Origin of the sequence: Janthinobacterium sp. ROICE36, assembly GCF_002869965.1 — a bacterium.
Classification (GTDB): domain Bacteria; phylum Pseudomonadota; class Gammaproteobacteria; order Burkholderiales; family Burkholderiaceae_D; genus Janthinobacterium.
The window spans coordinates 12,841-28,650 of record NZ_PEBS01000029.1 but is presented as its reverse complement, the minus strand read 5'-3'; the positions used below and the strand labels follow the sequence as shown (position 1 = coordinate 28,650).

Below are 15,810 nucleotides of genomic sequence, written 5' to 3'. Positions count from 1 at the left end.
ACCAGTTGGTCTCCGGATGCTGCCTCGCCGCAAGGAAGGGGCTGTGTCCGCTAACTGCTTCACAAGGAAATGAAATGACAGGTATGAACCGTAATCCAGCGCTGGACACAGAGATGCTCGGCCTGGTGCCGATGGTGGTGGAACAAAGCGGTCGCGGCGAGCGCTCGTATGATATTTACTCGCGCCTGCTGAAGGAACGCTTGATTTTCATGGTCGGCCCGGTCAATGACCAGATGGCCAACCTGGTTGTCGCCCAGTTGCTGTTCCTGGAAAGCGAAAATCCGGAGAAGGAAATCTCGCTCTATATCAACTCGCCAGGTGGTTCGGTCTCGGCCGGCATGGCCATCTACGACACCATGCAGTTCATCAAGCCGGACGTCTCGACCCTGTGCACGGGCATGGCTGCGTCGATGGGCGCTTTCCTGTTGGCCGCTGGCGCCAAGGGCAAGCGTTTCTCGCTGCCGAACTCGCGCATCATGATTCACCAACCGTCCGGTGGTTCGCAAGGCATGGCGTCCGACATCGAGATACAGGCAAGGGAAATCCTTTACCTGCGTACCCGCTTGAATGGCATCATGGCCGAGCGCACGGGCCAGTCGATCGAACAGATCGCCAAGGATACCGACCGCGACCGTTTCATGTCCGCCGACGAGGCCGTTGAGTATGGTTTGATCGACAAAGTGTTGACCAGCCGCGCTTGACGAGCCCCTACCGGTATTGCTAAGCTTGTAAGTAAACGCCCGGGCGATCAAACGTTCGGGCGTTTCGCTTTTATTTCGGGTAGCATGGAGCTTGTGCAGGTTGTTGACTTGCGCCATGGGTGGCTGTCTTTTGGGCAACTACCGCACTCCGGCTTGCGATTTTGCAATATTGTTAATGCAGTTCCAACCAAAATGCCTTATGTCAGACAAAAAATCCTCTAGCGGCGAAAAATTACTGTATTGCTCGTTCTGCGGCAAAAGCCAGCACGAGGTGAAGAAACTCATCGCCGGCCCGTCCGTGTTCATTTGCGACGAGTGCATCGACCTGTGCAACGACATCATCCGTGATGAAACGTCGAGCATCGAGACGGTCACCGGTACCAAATCGGACCTGCCGACGCCGCAAGAAATTGCCGCCTTGCTCGATCAGTACGTGATCGGCCAGCAGACTGCCAAGCGCATCCTGTCGGTGGCGGTGTACAACCATTACAAGCGTCTCAAGCACCTGGGCAAGAAAGACGACATTGAACTGGCCAAGAGCAACATCTTGCTGGTCGGTCCTACCGGTTCGGGCAAGACCCTGCTGGCACAGACCCTGGCGCGCATGCTCAACGTGCCGTTCGTGATCGCCGACGCCACCACCCTGACCGAAGCCGGTTACGTGGGTGAAGACGTGGAAAACATCATCCAGAAGCTGCTGCAAAGCTGCAACTATGACGTCGAGAAAGCCCAGCGCGGCATCGTCTACATCGATGAAATCGACAAGATTTCGCGCAAGTCCGACAATCCGTCCATCACGCGCGACGTGTCGGGCGAGGGCGTGCAGCAAGCCTTGCTGAAACTCATCGAAGGCACGATGGCTTCCGTGCCGCCACAAGGCGGCCGCAAGCATCCGAACCAGGATTTCGTGCAGATCGACACGACCAACATCATGTTCATCTGCGGCGGCGCCTTTGACGGCCTGTCGAAAGTGATCGCCAACCGTTCCGAAAAGAGCGGCATCGGCTTCTCGGCCACGGTGCGCAGCAAGTCGCAAAGCTCGGCCAGCGAACTGATGCTGCAAGCGGAACCGGAAGATCTGGTCAAGTTCGGCCTGATCCCGGAACTGGTGGGCCGTCTGCCCGTCATCGCCACCCTGGCGGAATTGACGGAAGAGGCGCTGATCCAGATCCTCGTCGAGCCGAAGAATGCGCTGATCAAGCAGTATTCGAAGCTGCTCGAGATGGAAGGCGCGGAACTGGAGATTCGTCCGGCCGCCCTGCATGCGATCGCCAAGAAGGCGCTGGCGCGCAAGACCGGTGCCCGTGGTCTGCGTTCCATCCTGGAACATGCTTTGCTGGACGTCATGTACGAACTGCCGAGCGAACAAAATGTGGTGAAGGTCGTCATCGACGAAAATACCATCACCAGTGGCGCCAAACCTTTGTTGATTTATCAAGAGACTGCCAAGGCCTCCGGAGAAAATTGAAAACTGCCGAGACAAATGCATAAAAAGGGTTTTGATTCCTTAATGCATGGCAGTACAATTTAAATCAATGAGTGCAGGCTTCAATCGTAAAGCCACTCGCGGCGCTTAGCTGCGCGTGGCTTTTTTACTGTTAAAACTGCATTTGTTACAGTCATGCGGGTGTGTTTTGCGAAATAGACTCTATGTTTGTTTCACAGAATTATTTATTCTCGCCGGTCTTGTGTTTTGGCAGCGAGCGCCAACATCGTAAACACGCTTTCTATAAGGTACGCCATGACAACTTCCAAATTAACTGAGCAAACTCAACTGCCGTTATTGCCGTTGCGGGATGTCGTCGTTTTCCCGCATATGGTGATACCGCTGTTCGTTGGCCGTCCAAAGTCGATCAAGGCGCTGGAAGCTGCGATGGAGCAGGGCAAGAGCATCATGCTTGCCGCTCAAAAAGCAGCCGCGAAGGACGAGCCGTCCCCTTCGGATATCTATGAAATTGGCTGTGTCGCCAATATTCTGCAAATGCTGAAGCTGCCCGATGGCACCGTCAAGGTGCTGGTCGAAGGCGCGCAGCGTGCCCGTATCAACCACATCAGCGATTCGCCGACGCACTTCATCGCCGACCTGACGCCGCTCGAGTCCGAGCCGGGCGACGAGTCGGAAGTCGAAGCCATGCGCCGCGCGATCGTGCAGCAGTTCGACCAGTACGTCAAACTGAACAAAAAGATTCCACCGGAAATCCTGGCATCGCTGTCAGGCATCGACGATGCCGGCCGCCTGGCCGACACGGTGGCTGCGCATCTGCCCCTGAAACTTGAGCAAAAACAAGTCATCCTGGAAATTTTCAGCGTGGCCAAGCGCCTCGAGCACCTGCTGGGCCAGCTCGAAGGCGAGCTCGACATCCTGCAAGTGGAAAAGCGCATCCGTGGTCGCGTCAAGCGCCAGATGGAAAAGTCGCAGCGCGAGTATTATCTGAACGAGCAAGTCAAGGCGATCCAGAAAGAGCTGGGCGAGGGCGAAGATGGTGCCGACCTCGACGAGCTGGAGAAAAAAGTCGCGTCGGCCAAGATGCCGAAGGAAGCGCTCGACAAGGCCACCAACGAGCTGAAAAAGCTCAAGCTGATGTCGCCGATGTCGGCCGAAGCCACCGTCGTGCGCAATTACATCGACACCCTGGTCAACTTGCCTTGGAAAAAGAAATCCAAGGTCAATAACGACCTGACGAATGCGGAAAAAGTGCTCGAAGGCGACCACTACGGCCTCGACAAGGTCAAGGAACGCATCCTGGAATACCTCGCGGTGCAACAGCGCGTCGACAAGCTCAAAGCGCCTATCCTGTGCTTCGTCGGTCCTCCGGGCGTGGGCAAGACCTCGCTGGGCCAGTCCATCGCCCGCGCGACGAACCGCAAGTTCGTGCGCATGGCCCTGGGCGGCGTGCGCGACGAAGCCGAGATCCGCGGCCACCGCCGCACCTACATCGGCTCGATGCCGGGCAAGATCTTGCAATCGCTGGCGAAAGTCGGCGTGCGCAATCCCTTGTTCCTGCTCGATGAAGTCGACAAGATGGGCGCCGATTTCCGTGGCGATCCTTCGTCGGCCCTGCTGGAAGTGCTGGACCCGGAACAGAACCACACCTTCTCCGACCATTACATCGAAGTCGATTTCGACTTGTCCGATGTGATGTTCGTGGCCACGTCGAACTCTTACAATATTCCGCCAGCCTTGCTTGACCGCATGGAAGTGATCCGTCTGTCCGGTTATACGGAAGATGAAAAGACCAGCATCGCGCAGCGTTATCTGCTGCCGAAGCAGATCAAGAACAATGGCTTGAAGGAAGACGAAATCTCGGTGGCCGAGTCGGCCTTGCGCGACATCATCCGCTATTACACGCGGGAAGCCGGTGTGCGTTCGCTCGAGCGTGAAGTGTCGAAGATCTGCCGCAAGGTGGTGAAGATGCTGCTGCTGAAGAAATCCGACAAGAAAGTCATCGTCAACTCGAAGAATCTGGATAAATTCCTCGGCGTGCGCCGTTATGATTTCGGTGTCGCAGAGAAAGAAAACCAGGTGGGCCAGGTGGTCGGTCTGGCATGGACGGAAGTGGGCGGCGATCTGCTGACCATCGAAGCCGTGTCGATGCCGGGCAAGGGCGGCATCATCCGCACGGGTACCCTGGGCGATGTCATGAAAGAGTCGATCGAGGCAGCCCGCACGGTGGTGCGCAGCCGGGCACAGCGCCTGGGCATCAAGGCGGACGTGTTCGAGAAGAGCGACATCCACATCCACGTGCCGGAAGGCGCGACACCGAAGGACGGTCCTTCGGCTGGCGCGGCCATGACGGTGGCCATGGTGTCGGTCTTCACGGGCATCCCCGTGCGTGCCGACGTGGCGATGACGGGCGAGATCACCTTGCGCGGCGAAGTGTTGCCGATTGGCGGCCTGAAAGAGAAGCTGCTGGCGGCCCATCGCGGCGGTATCAAGACGGTCTTGATTCCAGAGCAAAATGTGAAAGACCTGGCCGACATTCCGGACAACGTCAAGAACAAGCTGGAAATCGTACCTGTGCGCTGGATCGACAAAGTGCTGGAAATCGCCCTTGAACGCATGCCTGAACCGTTGGTGGAAGTCGCTGCCGTGGAGGCTGTCACGGCCGCCGCAGCCAAGCCTGACGCGGCTGGCGAGGTAGTAAAACACTAACGTTTTACCCCTGTTTTCCCCAAACAAGCGCTTTTTGAGCGCTTGTTTTATATTGAAACGTGAATTGCGCCCCCAAAGCGCTTGACACATATACAGTGTGGCTTGTTTAATACGCCTGCACATTTTTTTCGCCGGACAGCTGTGGTGCCAAAAGTGCCGCAACGATACGGTAAACGTTTTATACCTTTGTAATTGGGGATGCTAGTGAACAAGACTGAATTGATCGACCACATTGCTGAAAAAGCTGACATTTCCAAAGCCGCCGCTGCGCGCGCACTCGACGCTGTTATCGGCGGCGTGACGGAAACTTTGAAAAACAACGACAGCGTGACGCTGGTTGGTTTTGGCACTTTCTCGGTCAGCGAACGCGCTGAGCGTACCGGCCGCAATCCGCGTACCAAAGAAGCGATCACGATCGAAGCTGCAAAAGTTCCAAAATTTAAAGCTGGTAAAGCTTTGAAGGATGCTGTAAACTAACGGACTTCGGTGAGGTGACAATCACCGATAACATTTGGCGGCGCCTCCGGGTGCCGCGATTTCAGGGTTGAAGTTCTTCGAATCGCAACACTGGATGCAAATGCAAGTAGTACTGTGTATTTTTCGGAGTGGTAGTTCAGTTGGTTAGAATGCCGGCCTGTCACGTCGGAGGTCGCGGGTTCGAGTCCCGTCCGCTCCGCCAAAAAAATACGCTCTTAAGGAGTGGTAGTTCAGTTGGTTAGAATACCGGCCTGTCACGTCGGGGGTCGCGGGTTCGAGTCCCGTCCGCTCCGCCAGAATATAGAAACCCGCGCTGCTGAATAAGTAGCGCGGGTTTTTCTTTTATGCGTCCGATTATCTCTACGCGCTTCCATTTTGAAATTCCCGCCTGCCGTTTTGAATCAAACGCAGGGTCATTTAAATCCGCTTTAAGCTTCACCGGGTTTAATCCCGAGGCTGGCGCCTTGCCGGCATGGCGGCGCAGCATGGGGCAGCGGGGCAGGGCGCGCGCCCTGATTTACTCTTGCTATAGCGCTATGGGCATTGTAGAATCAGGAGATTATGGCTTGGGCGTCAGAATCCTGCTTTAGTTCCAGCGCCAAGTTGTTGAATCTAAAGGGGAAGTGGACATCTGTCCCGTCCATTCCGCCGCAGAAATCAAGGCGAACGCATGTTCGCCTTTTTTTATAGTGATCCACTCATCCCGAATTGGCTGACCATGTTTGAATTTATTCGTACCCATCGACGCTTGATGCAGTTTCTCTTGATGCTGGTCATCGTCCCGTCTTTTGCACTGGTCGGTATCAGCGGCTACCAAAGCTTCGGCGAAGGCGCGAACACCATCGCCAAGGTCGGCGACCAGGTGGTCACGCAGCAGCAATATGAAGAGGCGCAACGCCAGCAGATCGACCGCTACCGCCAGATGATGGGCGAGCAGTTCGACCAGAAAATGTTTGACACGCCGGAAGCGCGCCAGAGCATCCTCGACAACCTGATCGCCGAGCGCGCCGTGGCCGCCGAAGTGGGCCGTAGCCACCTGGTCATCAGCGATGCCGTGTTGCAAAAGGAAGTGCTGGAAATTCCAGGCTTGACCTTGCCGGACGGTAAATTCGACCTGGAACGCTACAAGTCCATGCTGGCCGCCCAAGGCATGACGCCGCAGATGTACGATGCGCGCCGCCGCAGCGATATGGCCCTGCAGCAATTGGCCGGCGCCGTGCAAGGCACCGCCTTCGCACCGAGCGCCGTTTCCAAGCGCCTGTCGGACATCACCTCGGAAGAGCGTGAAGTGCAGGAACTGCTGCTGCCGATCGCCCAGTACGTGCCGGAAGTCAAAGTGACGGACGCCATGATCAAGGCTTTCTATGATAAGAACAGCAAGTTCTTCGAGATCCCGGAACAAGCCAAGATCGAATACGTCGTGCTGGACGACAGCGCTGCCGGCGAGCAAGTCGACGTCACCGACGCCGACGTGACCGGCTACTACGCGAAGAACCAGAAAGCCTACACGACGCAAGAAGCGCGTCAGGCCAGCCACATTTTGCTAGCCGTCAAGAAAGACGCATCGGCCGCCGACAAGGCAGCCGCCAAGGCCAAGGCTGAAGCCATCCTGGCTGACGTGCGCAAGACGCCTGCCAGCTTTGCCGCCGTGGCCAAGGCCAAGTCGGAAGACCCGGCCTCCGCCGAACAAGGCGGCGACCTGGGCGTGATCGGCAAGGATGGCCTGCCGGCACCACTGCTGAGCGCGGTAAGCAAGCTCAAGCAAGGCGAAATCAGCGATGTCGTCGCTTCCGATTTCGGCTACCACATCCTGACCGTCACCTCGCTCAAGCCACAGCACGTCAAGGCGCTCGATGACGTGCGCGGCGAAATCACGGCCGACCTGCGCAAGCAATTTGCTGCCAAGAAATACTCGGAAATGGCCGAAACGTTCACCAACACAGTCTACGAGCAATCGGACAGCCTGAAACCGGCGGCTGACAAGCTGAAGCTGAAAGTGGAAACCTTCGCCAACCTGTCGCGCACGCCGTCGCCAGCACTGGGCAAGGCACCGTTCAATAACGCCAAGTTCCTGACCGCCATTTTCTCGAACGATTCCTTGAAGGACAAGCGCAACACGGAAGCCGTCACCGTCGCGCCGAACGTGCTGATCGCCGGCCGCGTGGTGGAGTTCAAGCCTGCCACGAAGCGTCCGCTGGCTGAAGTCGAAGCGATGATCCGTCAGCGCGTGACCCTGGAAGAAGCGGAAAAACTGGCCAAGAAAGCCGGCGAAACCAAGCTGGCCGCCTTGAAGGCCTCGGGGGATATGAGCGGTTTCGGCGTAGCACAATGGGTGTCGCGCAGCAAGCTCGACGGCATCAACCGTGCCGCCATCGCGCAAGTCATGAAAGCTGACACGAGCAAGCTGCCAGCGTACGTGGGCGTGGACCTGCCAGCCCTGGGCTACGGCATCTACCGTATCGCCAAGGTGCAGCAGCCGGCGCAAGTCGATGCAGCGCGCCGCCAGCAAGAGAAAGACCAGATCAGCGGTATCCTGGCACAACAGGAAATGTTCGATTACGTCGAGTACCTGAAATCCAAGGCCAAGGTGAAGATCGTCAAGCCGCTCACCGCCCCAGCCGCCCCGGCGCCTGCACCGTAAGATCTAGTTTCCACGCTTAAAAATAGCCGCTTTCGAGCGGCTATTTTTTTGTCTGCAGCATGTACGAGCTTGGCGCAGGCTTACTTGGCTTTCAGCAACGGTGCCAGTTGCGGCCAGATGTTTTTCAGGATGGTCGGATGCGCCTGTGCATTCGGGTGCATGCGGTCGGCCTGGAACAGCTGTGGCTGGTCTGCGATGCCTTCGAACATGAAGGGCACCAGCGGCGCCTTCCATTCCCTGGCCAGCTTGCCGTATACGCCATAAAACTGCTCGCCATAGGCGCGGCCATAGTTGGGCGGCATGCGCATGCCCACCAGCACCACCTGCGCGCCCGATTTTCTGGCCGCCTCGCCCATGGCGCGCAGATTCGCTTCGGCGGCCGCCACGGGCAAGCCGCGCAAGCCGTCGTTAGCGCCCAGTTCGATCAGCACGACGTCGGGCTGGTGTTTCGTCAGCAGGGCCGGCAGGCGCGCGCGTCCGCCGCTGGTGGTTTCGCCGCTGATGCTGGCGTTGACGATGCGCGTATCGTTCTTTTGCGCTTGCAGCCGCTGTTCCAGCAGCGCCACCCAGCCCGTGCCTCGCGCCAGGCCATACTCGGCCGAGAGGCTGTCGCCGAGCACCAGCAGCGTTTTTGGTGCAGAATAGGCGTTCGTCATGCTCGATACCAGCAGCAGGGCTGCCGCAGGAAGCAGGGATAGCGCGCGCCGCCGCATGCGGCTGCTGTCCTTGACACTTATTTGTTCACGAAATTTTTTAAGATAGATCAGCATGCCCGAATTCCCTAAAGCGACTTCCACCAGTTTTCTCCCGTCAGAGACAGCAGCACAGCGAGCAGCCCAGCGGCCCGCCGCACCCAATAGCCAAAACAGCCAAAATGCCCAGCCGGCCATCGAAGTGCTCCAGCTGGCCAAGCGCGTACCCGATGCCGATGGTGAGCTGACCATCCTGCATCAAGTCGATTTTACCGTGCAAACGGCGGAGACGCTGGCCATCGTCGGCGCCTCCGGTTCCGGCAAGTCCACCTTGCTGGGTTTGCTGGCCGGCCTGGATACGCCCAGCGAGGGCAAGGTCATCCTCGACGGCACCGATATCTTCGCCCTCGACGAAGACGGCCGCGCCGGTTTTCGCAAGGAAAAGCTTGGTTTCGTGTTTCAGTCCTTCCAGTTGCTGGCCCACCTGACGGCGCTGGAAAACGTCATGTTGCCGCTGGAATTGCGCGGCGACCCGGACGCGAAAGAGAAGGCGCAAGCCATGCTGGGCAGGGTGAACCTGGGCAGCCGTTTGAAACATTATCCGAAATACCTGTCCGGCGGCGAGCAGCAGCGCGTGGCCCTGGCCCGCGCGTTTGTCACGCAACCGCCGCTGCTGTTCGCCGACGAGCCGACGGGTAGCCTGGACGCGGCTACAGGGGAGGCCGTGATCCAGCTGATGTTTGAGCTGAACCGCGAACGTGGCTCGACCCTGGTGCTGGTCACGCATGACAGTTCGATCGCGGCCCGTTGCGGGCGCACGATTACCATTTCAGCTGGACGTTTGCTCTAACGCAGTGCTTACGCCGACAAGGCATTGATCAGCTTGCGGATGGCCGGGATCAATTCGCCCGCCGTCAGGCCAATGGGGCCGCTGCCTGCGGCCACCAGCGCATCGGCCGCCGCGCCGTGCAGCCAGACGGCGCCGATGGCCGCTTCCCATTCCGGCCAGCCCTGCGCCAGCAGGCTTCCGCACAGGCCGGACAGCACGTCGCCCGTGCCGGCAGTGGCCAGCGCGGGGCCGCCCGTGTTGTTGATGACGATGCCACCATCTGGCGCGGCGATCACCGTGCCGGAGCCCTTCAGTACCACGATCACGCCCAGCTGCGTGGCCAGCTGGCGCGCCGCGCCCAGGCGGTCGGCTTGCACCTCGGCCACCGTCAGGTCGAGCAGGCGTGCCGCTTCCAGCGGATGGGGCGTTAATATCGTCGCGCCCGCGCCCGTGCGCACGGCCAGCGCCGATTGCAGTTCCGGCTCGGCCGCCATCAGGTTCAGGGCATCCGCGTCCAGCAGCAGCGGGCTGTCGCTCTCGAACGTGCGCTGCAGCAGTTCCACCGTATCGACGTCGTCGCCAAGGCCGGGCCCGGCTACCAAGGCGGCAAAGTGCAGGCCCGAGAAATCCACGTCCTGCGCGCGGCGGCACATCAGTTCCGGCTGGCCGCTGTCAAACGCGGGCGGCGCATCGGGAAACGCGATATACACTCTGCCCGCGCCCGCATGCAGGGCCGTGCGCGCCGCCAGGATGGGGGCGCCCGCCATGCCCTGCGCGCCGCCGATGATGGCCACGCTGCCGTAGCTGCCCTTGTGCGTGTTCTGGCGCCGTGGTTGCAGCTGGCGGGCGAACAGGTGCAGGCCGCCCAGCTGGGCTTTGGCCGGCGGCAGCAGGGAGGGGTCGATGGCCAGCGCCGCCACTTCAACCTCGCCCGCGTAGTCGCGGCCGTTTGCCGTGTGCAGGCCCGGCTTGTCGCCGATGAAGGTGAGCGTATGCGTGGCGCGGATGGCGATGCCGTCGATGGCGCCCGTGTCTGCATGCAGGCCGCTGGGCACGTCGAGCGCCAGCACGGGGCATGCCAGCTTGTTGACCTGCTGCGCCACTTCGCGGCATTCACCGTCCAGAGGGCGCGACGCGCCGATGCCGAACAGGCCATCGATGACCAGGTGCCATGGCGCTGCGCCCACTGCGGCCGATGCCATGGAGGTCGTCGCGTCCATGAAGCGGGCGGCGCTATTGCGCGCGCGGCTCAGCGCCTGTTCGCGTTCGGGCGACGTGGCTTGCGCCTCGGGCGCCAGCCATATGAGCACCTCGGTGCCGCTGCCAGCCAGGTGCGCAGCCGCTTCCAGCGCATCGCCGCCGTTGTCGCCAGGGCCGGCCAGCACCAGCACGCGCCGGTGGCCGGCATCTTCCTGGGCGTGCAGCAGCTTCAGGGCGGCGCTGGCGGCGGCCTGGCCCGCGCGCTGCATCAGCAGCCCTTGCGGCAGGTCGCGCATGGCGGCCTGTTCGATGGCGCGCAGTTCGGCGATGGAGTACAGCGCAAGGGTGTTACCGGCAGAGTCGATCAGGGTCATGGGGTGTTCCGTTAGTCAGCATGCCTTCAACATACGGCCGAACCGGGTGAAAGGCAAGGTGCACACGCCTGAAACGCGCGCCTGTTTGGCGGCTACAATAGCCATCTCACATAAGCACGGGGGCAGGACGATGGACTGGCAATTCTGGATCGACCGGGGCGGCACCTTTACGGACATCGTGGCGCGCCGTCCTGACGGCAGCCTGACCACCTGCAAGCTGCTGTCGGAGAACCCGGGCCAGTACCGCGACGCGGCGCTGGCCGGCATGCGCCGTCTGATGGGCCTTGCGCCTGAAGCGGCGCTGCCCGTGGCGCAAGTGGGCGCCATCAAGATGGGCACGACGGTGGCGACCAATGCGCTGCTCGAACGCAAGGGCGAACCCACCGTGCTGGCCATCACGCGCGGTTTTCGCGACGCTTTGCGCATCGCCTACCAGAACCGCCCGCAGCTGTTCGCGCGCCAGATCATTTTGCCGGAACTGCTGTATGGCGACGTGATCGAGATCGATGCGCGGGTGGGCGCCCACGGTGACATCGTGACCCCGCTCGACGAGGCCGCCGCGCGCGCGGCGCTGGAACTTGCCCATGCGCGCGGCGTGCGCGCCATCGCCATCGTGCTGATGCACGGCTACCGCTATCACGCGCACGAGGCGCGGGTGGCGCAGCTTGCGCGCGAGGCCGGTTTTACGCAAGTGTCCGTGTCGCACGAGGTCAGTCCCATGATGAAGCTGGTGGCGCGCGGCGACACCACGGTGGTCGACGCCTATCTGTCGCCGATTCTGCGCCGCTATGTCGACCAGCTGGCGGCCGAGCTGCCCGGCGTGCACCTGCAATTCATGCAATCGAACGGCGGCTTGACGGATGCGCGCGCCTTCCAGGGCAAGGACAGTATTTTGTCCGGCCCTGCGGGCGGCATCGTCGGCATGGTGCGCGCCAGCGCGCTGGCCGGTTTCGATAAAGTCATCGGCTTCGACATGGGCGGCACCTCGACGGACGTGTCGCATTACGCGGGCCAATTCGAACGCGTGTTCGAGACGCAGATCGCCGGCGTGCGCATGCGCGCGCCCATGATGAGCGTCCACACGGTGGCGGCGGGCGGCGGCTCCATCCTGCATTTCGACGGCGCCCGCTACAAGGTGGGCCCGGACAGCGCGGGCGCCAACCCCGGCCCCGCCAGCTACCGGCGCGGCGGCCCGCTGGCCGTCACCGACTGCAACGTCATGCTGGGCAAGCTGCAGCCCGCCTTCTTTCCCCGCGTCTTCGGCCCCGACGCCGATGAAGCGCTGGACGCGGCCAGCGTGCGCGCCCAGTTCGCGGCGCTGGCGCGCACGGTGGGCAGTACGCCGGAGCAGGTGGCCGAAGGCTATATCGCCATCGCCGTGGGCAATATGGCCAACGCCATCAAGCAGATTTCCGTGCAGCGGGGGCACGATGTCACGGAATACACCCTGACCAGCTTTGGCGGCGCGGGCGGCCAGCACGCCTGCCTGGTGGCCGATGCGCTGGGCATGCGCACGGTCTTCATCCACACGCTGGCGGGCGTGATGTCGGCCTACGGCATGGGCCTGGCCGACCAGAGCGCCATGCGGGAACAGACCATCGAAGCGACACTGGGCGTGAACCTGGCGCGCGATTTCGCGGCCCTGGGCGACCTGGCGCGGGGCGACTTGCTGCGCCAGGGTGTGGCGCAGGAGCGCATCGCCCTCGTGTCGCGCGTGCACCTGCGCTACGAGGGCACGGATTCGGCCCTCGTCGTGCTGTTCGATACGGCGGCCGGCATGCAGGCGCAGTTCGAAGCGGCGTATAAAAAGCGCTTTTCCTTCTTGATGCCGGCGCGCGCCTTGATCGTCGAAGCCATTTCCGTGGAAGCCATCGGCGCATCCGACGCGCCCGCAGTAGCCATGCCGGCATACGCGGCGCGCGCGGGCGCGCTGCTTCCCGTGCAGAGGGTGGCCATGTACTGTGATGGTGCGTGGCGCGACAGCGGCCTGTATGGGGCCGACAGGCTGCGTCCCGGCGACAGCATAACCGGCCCGGCCATCGTCAGCGACGCCAACGCCACCACCGTCATCGAGCCGGGCTGGCGCGCCGATGTCACGGCGCACGGGCATCTCATCTTGCGCAGGGTCGCCGCCTTGCCGGAGCGGCGCGCCAAGGGTTTGCCAACAGCGACGCAAGCCGACCCCGTGATGCTGGAAATTTTCAATAGTCTGTTCATGTCGATCGCCGAGCAGATGGGACTGCGCCTGCAGAACACGGCCCATTCCGTCAACATCAAGGAGCGGCTCGATTTCAGTTGCGCCATCTTCGACGCGCAAGGCCAGCTGATCGCCAATGCGCCGCACATGCCCGTGCACCTGGGTTCCATGGGCGAGAGCATCCGCACCGTCATGACGCGCAATGCGGGCGCCATGCGGCCGGGCGACGTCTTCATGCTGAACGATCCGTATCACGGCGGCACGCACTTGCCCGACGTGACGGTGATTTCTCCCGTCTTCGATGACAAGGGCGAGGCCATCCTGTTCTATGTCGGTTCGCGTGGCCACCATGCGGACATCGGCGGCACCACGCCCGGCTCCATGCCGCCCGACTCCACGCGCATCGAGCAAGAGGGCGTGTTGATCGACAATTTCAAGCTGGTCGACGGCGCCACGGGACGGTTAGCAGAAGACGAGACCCTGGCCCTGCTGGCGGGCGCCAGCTACCCGGCCCGCAACCCCCGGCAAAACCTGGCCGATTTGCGCGCCCAGGTGGCGGCCAACCAGAAAGGGGCCGAAGAACTGCATAAGATGGTCGCGCATTTCGGCTTGCCCGTCGTGCAAGCCTACATGGGCCACGTGCAGGACAATGCCGAGGAAGCCGTGCGCAGGGTCATCACCACCCTGAAGGATGGCAGCTATGTGCTGGACCTGGACAACGGCGCGCGCATCCAGGTGGCGATCAAGGTCGACGTGGTGCAGCGCAGCGCCAGCATCGACTTTACGGGGACGTCAAGCCAACTGCCGAACAATTTCAATGCGCCGTCCGCCGTCTGCATGGCCGCCGTGCTGTACGTGTTCCGCACCCTGGTCGACGACGAGATTCCCCTGAACGCGGGCTGTTTGAAGCCTTTGACCGTGATCATTCCGCCCGGCTCCATGCTCAATCCGCAGTACCCGGCCTCCGTCGTGTCGGGCAATGTGGAAACCTCGACCTGCATCACGAACGCCCTGTATGGCGCGCTGGGGGCCATGGCGGCGTCGCAGGGGACGATGAACAATTTCACGTTTGGCAGCGCAAAGTATCAGTACTACGAGACGATATCGGGCGGTTCGGGCGCCGGCCCCGGTTTTGATGGCACGGACGTGGTGCAGACGAACATGACCAATTCGCGCCTGACGGACCCGGAAATCCTGGAGTGGCGCTTCCCCGTGCGCCTGGACAGTTACAGCATCCGCGCAGGTTCGGGCGGGGCGGGGCGCTGGCACGGCGGCAATGGCGGCGTGCGCCGGGTGCGCTTTTTGGCGCCGATGACGGCGGCGATCCTGTCGAACAACCGGATTGTTGCGCCGTTCGGCATGGACGGCGGCGCACCGGGTGCGCTGGGGCGCAATTATGTGGAGCGGGTGGACGGCACGGTCGAGCACCTGGCGCATATCGGCAAGACCGACATGCAGGCGGGCGACGTGTTCGTGATCGAGACGCCCGGGGGTGGCGGCTACGGCAAGTTGGCGTAAGCTCTGCCGGCGCCGGCGTTGGCACCGCTGAGCTGCGCGCGCACCTGGCCCACGTCGCGCATGGGCGCGCGGCCGAACTGGCGGCTGTACTCGCGACTGAACTGCGATTCGCTGGCATAGCCCACGCGGTAGCCTGCCGTGCCCGCGTCTATCTGCTCGACCAGCATCAAGCGCCGCGCTTCCTGCAGGCGCAGCAGCTTCTGGTACTGCATCGGCGTCATGGCGGTGATGGCCTTGAAGTGGTGGTGCAGCGACGACATGCTCATGTTCGCCATGCCGGCCAGTTGCTCGATGCGCAGGGGCTGCGCGTAATGGTGCTTGATCCAGTCGATGGCTTGCCCCACCTGGTGCGACTGGCTGCTGGCCAGCGCCATGTGGCGCAGGCGCGCGCCGACAGGGCCGTTCAGCAGGCGGTAGGTCAGCTCGCGGCGGATCAACGGTGCCAGCGCGGCGATCTCCTCCGGTTTGTCCAGCAGGCGCACGAGGCGCAGCATGGCGTCGAGCAGCTCGGGCGAGACGTCGCTGACGGAAATGCCGCGCGTGGCGGGCAGGATTTTTTGCGCCGCATTGTCGCTCTCCAGCAGCGCCGCTACGTCGGCGATGTCGATGCCCAGCACCACGCACAGGTGCGGCTGGTCCACGCTCGCTTCCACCACGCGTACCTGCACGGGCAAGTCGACGGAGGTCAGCAGATACTGCATGCGGCTGTAATGGAAGGTTTCCGTGCCCAGGGTGACCTGTTTGCCCCCTTGGGCGATGATGGCCACGCTGGGGCGCGCCGCATGGAACAGCGACTCGGTGACCGAGGACTGGCGGTGGAAGGTGAGGTTGCCGATGGCGGTCGTGTAGTCGCCATTGCGCGGCGCGTGACGGCTGATCAGGGCGGCGATTTCATCTTGCGCAGCGCGTGGTGTGGACAGGGTAGACATGTGGGCCAGTATGCGTCAGGTAGGTAAGGGCAGGGCTTGATCTTACGCAGATTTGGAGGATCGTGCAAAGGTCTTGCAGGATCGCGGTAACGGCGGGCG

Annotated in this window: 10 protein-coding genes and 2 tRNA genes; 9 read left to right on the top strand and 3 right to left on the bottom strand. The window is 61.8% G+C overall.

Going from position 1 to position 15,810, the window contains the following annotated elements; genetic code table 11:
• Nucleotides 1–83 precede the first annotated feature (83 nt).
• The 7 genes from clpP (at nucleotide 84) to CSZ94_RS13570 (ending at nucleotide 7,972) form a co-directional block, all read left to right on the top strand.
• Nucleotides 84–701, top strand: coding sequence for an ATP-dependent Clp endopeptidase proteolytic subunit ClpP (gene clpP / locus CSZ94_RS13600; protein ID WP_373629889.1), 618 nt, complete (start codon nucleotides 84–86; stop codon nucleotides 699–701).
• A gap of 199 nt (nucleotides 702–900) precedes the next feature.
• The gene (clpX, locus tag CSZ94_RS13595) at nucleotides 901–2,169 is read left to right on the top strand and encodes an ATP-dependent Clp protease ATP-binding subunit ClpX (RefSeq protein ID WP_010398446.1); all 1,269 of its coding nucleotides are present in this window, start codon (nucleotides 901–903) and stop codon (nucleotides 2,167–2,169) included.
• A 273-nt stretch (nucleotides 2,170–2,442) separates the two neighbouring features.
• Nucleotides 2,443–4,854, top strand: coding sequence for an endopeptidase La (gene lon / locus CSZ94_RS13590; protein WP_102121985.1), 2,412 nt, complete (start codon nucleotides 2,443–2,445; stop codon nucleotides 4,852–4,854).
• A 204-nt stretch (nucleotides 4,855–5,058) separates the two neighbouring features.
• Nucleotides 5,059–5,331 carry an HU family DNA-binding protein gene (locus CSZ94_RS13585; RefSeq protein ID WP_010398442.1) on the top strand — a complete coding sequence of 91 codons (273 nt, stop codon included), beginning with the start codon at nucleotides 5,059–5,061 and terminating at the stop codon, nucleotides 5,329–5,331.
• Nucleotides 5,332–5,456: 125 nt separating this feature from the next.
• Nucleotides 5,457–5,533: transfer RNA gene (locus CSZ94_RS13580), tRNA-Asp, on the top strand.
• 17 nt (nucleotides 5,534–5,550) lie between these two features.
• Nucleotides 5,551–5,627 (top strand) — tRNA-Asp (locus CSZ94_RS13575).
• A gap of 422 nt (nucleotides 5,628–6,049) precedes the next feature.
• Complete coding sequence (locus tag CSZ94_RS13570) at nucleotides 6,050–7,972, top strand: SurA N-terminal domain-containing protein (RefSeq protein WP_180977461.1); 1,923 nt, start codon at nucleotides 6,050–6,052, stop codon at nucleotides 7,970–7,972.
• An 80-nt stretch (nucleotides 7,973–8,052) separates the two neighbouring features.
• Here CSZ94_RS13570 and CSZ94_RS13565 read toward each other — a convergent pair whose 3' ends face one another.
• Complete coding sequence (locus CSZ94_RS13565) at nucleotides 8,053–8,742, bottom strand: arylesterase (RefSeq protein WP_102121983.1); 690 nt, start codon at nucleotides 8,740–8,742, stop codon at nucleotides 8,053–8,055.
• On the opposite strand from CSZ94_RS13565, the gene CSZ94_RS13560 reads away from it, so the two are divergent.
• The gene (locus CSZ94_RS13560; RefSeq protein WP_374703581.1) at nucleotides 8,741–9,514 is read left to right on the top strand and encodes an ABC transporter ATP-binding protein; all 774 of its coding nucleotides are present in this window, start codon (nucleotides 8,741–8,743) and stop codon (nucleotides 9,512–9,514) included. The genes CSZ94_RS13565 and CSZ94_RS13560 overlap by 2 nt on opposite strands.
• An 8-nt stretch (nucleotides 9,515–9,522) precedes the next feature.
• Here CSZ94_RS13560 and CSZ94_RS13555 read toward each other — a convergent pair whose 3' ends face one another.
• The gene (locus tag CSZ94_RS13555) at nucleotides 9,523–11,067 is read right to left on the bottom strand and encodes an NAD(P)H-hydrate dehydratase (RefSeq protein WP_102121982.1); all 1,545 of its coding nucleotides are present in this window, start codon (nucleotides 11,065–11,067) and stop codon (nucleotides 9,523–9,525) included.
• 130 nt (nucleotides 11,068–11,197) lie between these two features.
• On the opposite strand from CSZ94_RS13555, the gene CSZ94_RS13550 reads away from it, so the two are divergent.
• Nucleotides 11,198–14,782 carry a hydantoinase B/oxoprolinase family protein gene (locus CSZ94_RS13550; protein ID WP_102121981.1) on the top strand — a complete coding sequence of 1,195 codons (3,585 nt, stop codon included), beginning with the start codon at nucleotides 11,198–11,200 and terminating at the stop codon, nucleotides 14,780–14,782.
• On the opposite strand, the gene CSZ94_RS13545 is transcribed toward CSZ94_RS13550, so the two are convergent.
• On the bottom strand, nucleotides 14,764–15,711 hold the full coding sequence (locus CSZ94_RS13545; RefSeq protein WP_180977460.1) for an AraC family transcriptional regulator: 948 nt from the start codon (nucleotides 15,709–15,711) through the stop codon (nucleotides 14,764–14,766). The genes CSZ94_RS13550 and CSZ94_RS13545 overlap by 19 nt on opposite strands.
• Nucleotides 15,712–15,810 lie beyond the last annotated feature (99 nt).

Coding starts and splice junctions, on each gene's coding strand:
- clpP (WP_373629889.1), top strand. CDS start 84: ATGAACCGTAATCCAGCGCTGGACACAGAGATGCTCGGCCTGGTGCCG.
- CSZ94_RS13570 (WP_180977461.1), top strand. CDS start 6,050: ATGTTTGAATTTATTCGTACCCATCGACGCTTGATGCAGTTTCTCTTG.
- CSZ94_RS13545 (WP_180977460.1), bottom strand. CDS start 15,711: ATGTCTACCCTGTCCACACCACGCGCTGCGCAAGATGAAATCGCCGCC.
- CSZ94_RS13565 (WP_102121983.1), bottom strand. CDS start 8,742: ATGCTGATCTATCTTAAAAAATTTCGTGAACAAATAAGTGTCAAGGAC.
- clpX (WP_010398446.1), top strand. CDS start 901: ATGTCAGACAAAAAATCCTCTAGCGGCGAAAAATTACTGTATTGCTCG.
- CSZ94_RS13555 (WP_102121982.1), bottom strand. CDS start 11,067: ATGACCCTGATCGACTCTGCCGGTAACACCCTTGCGCTGTACTCCATC.
- CSZ94_RS13550 (WP_102121981.1), top strand. CDS start 11,198: ATGGACTGGCAATTCTGGATCGACCGGGGCGGCACCTTTACGGACATC.
- lon (WP_102121985.1), top strand. CDS start 2,443: ATGACAACTTCCAAATTAACTGAGCAAACTCAACTGCCGTTATTGCCG.
- CSZ94_RS13560 (WP_374703581.1), top strand. CDS start 8,741: ATGCCCGAATTCCCTAAAGCGACTTCCACCAGTTTTCTCCCGTCAGAG.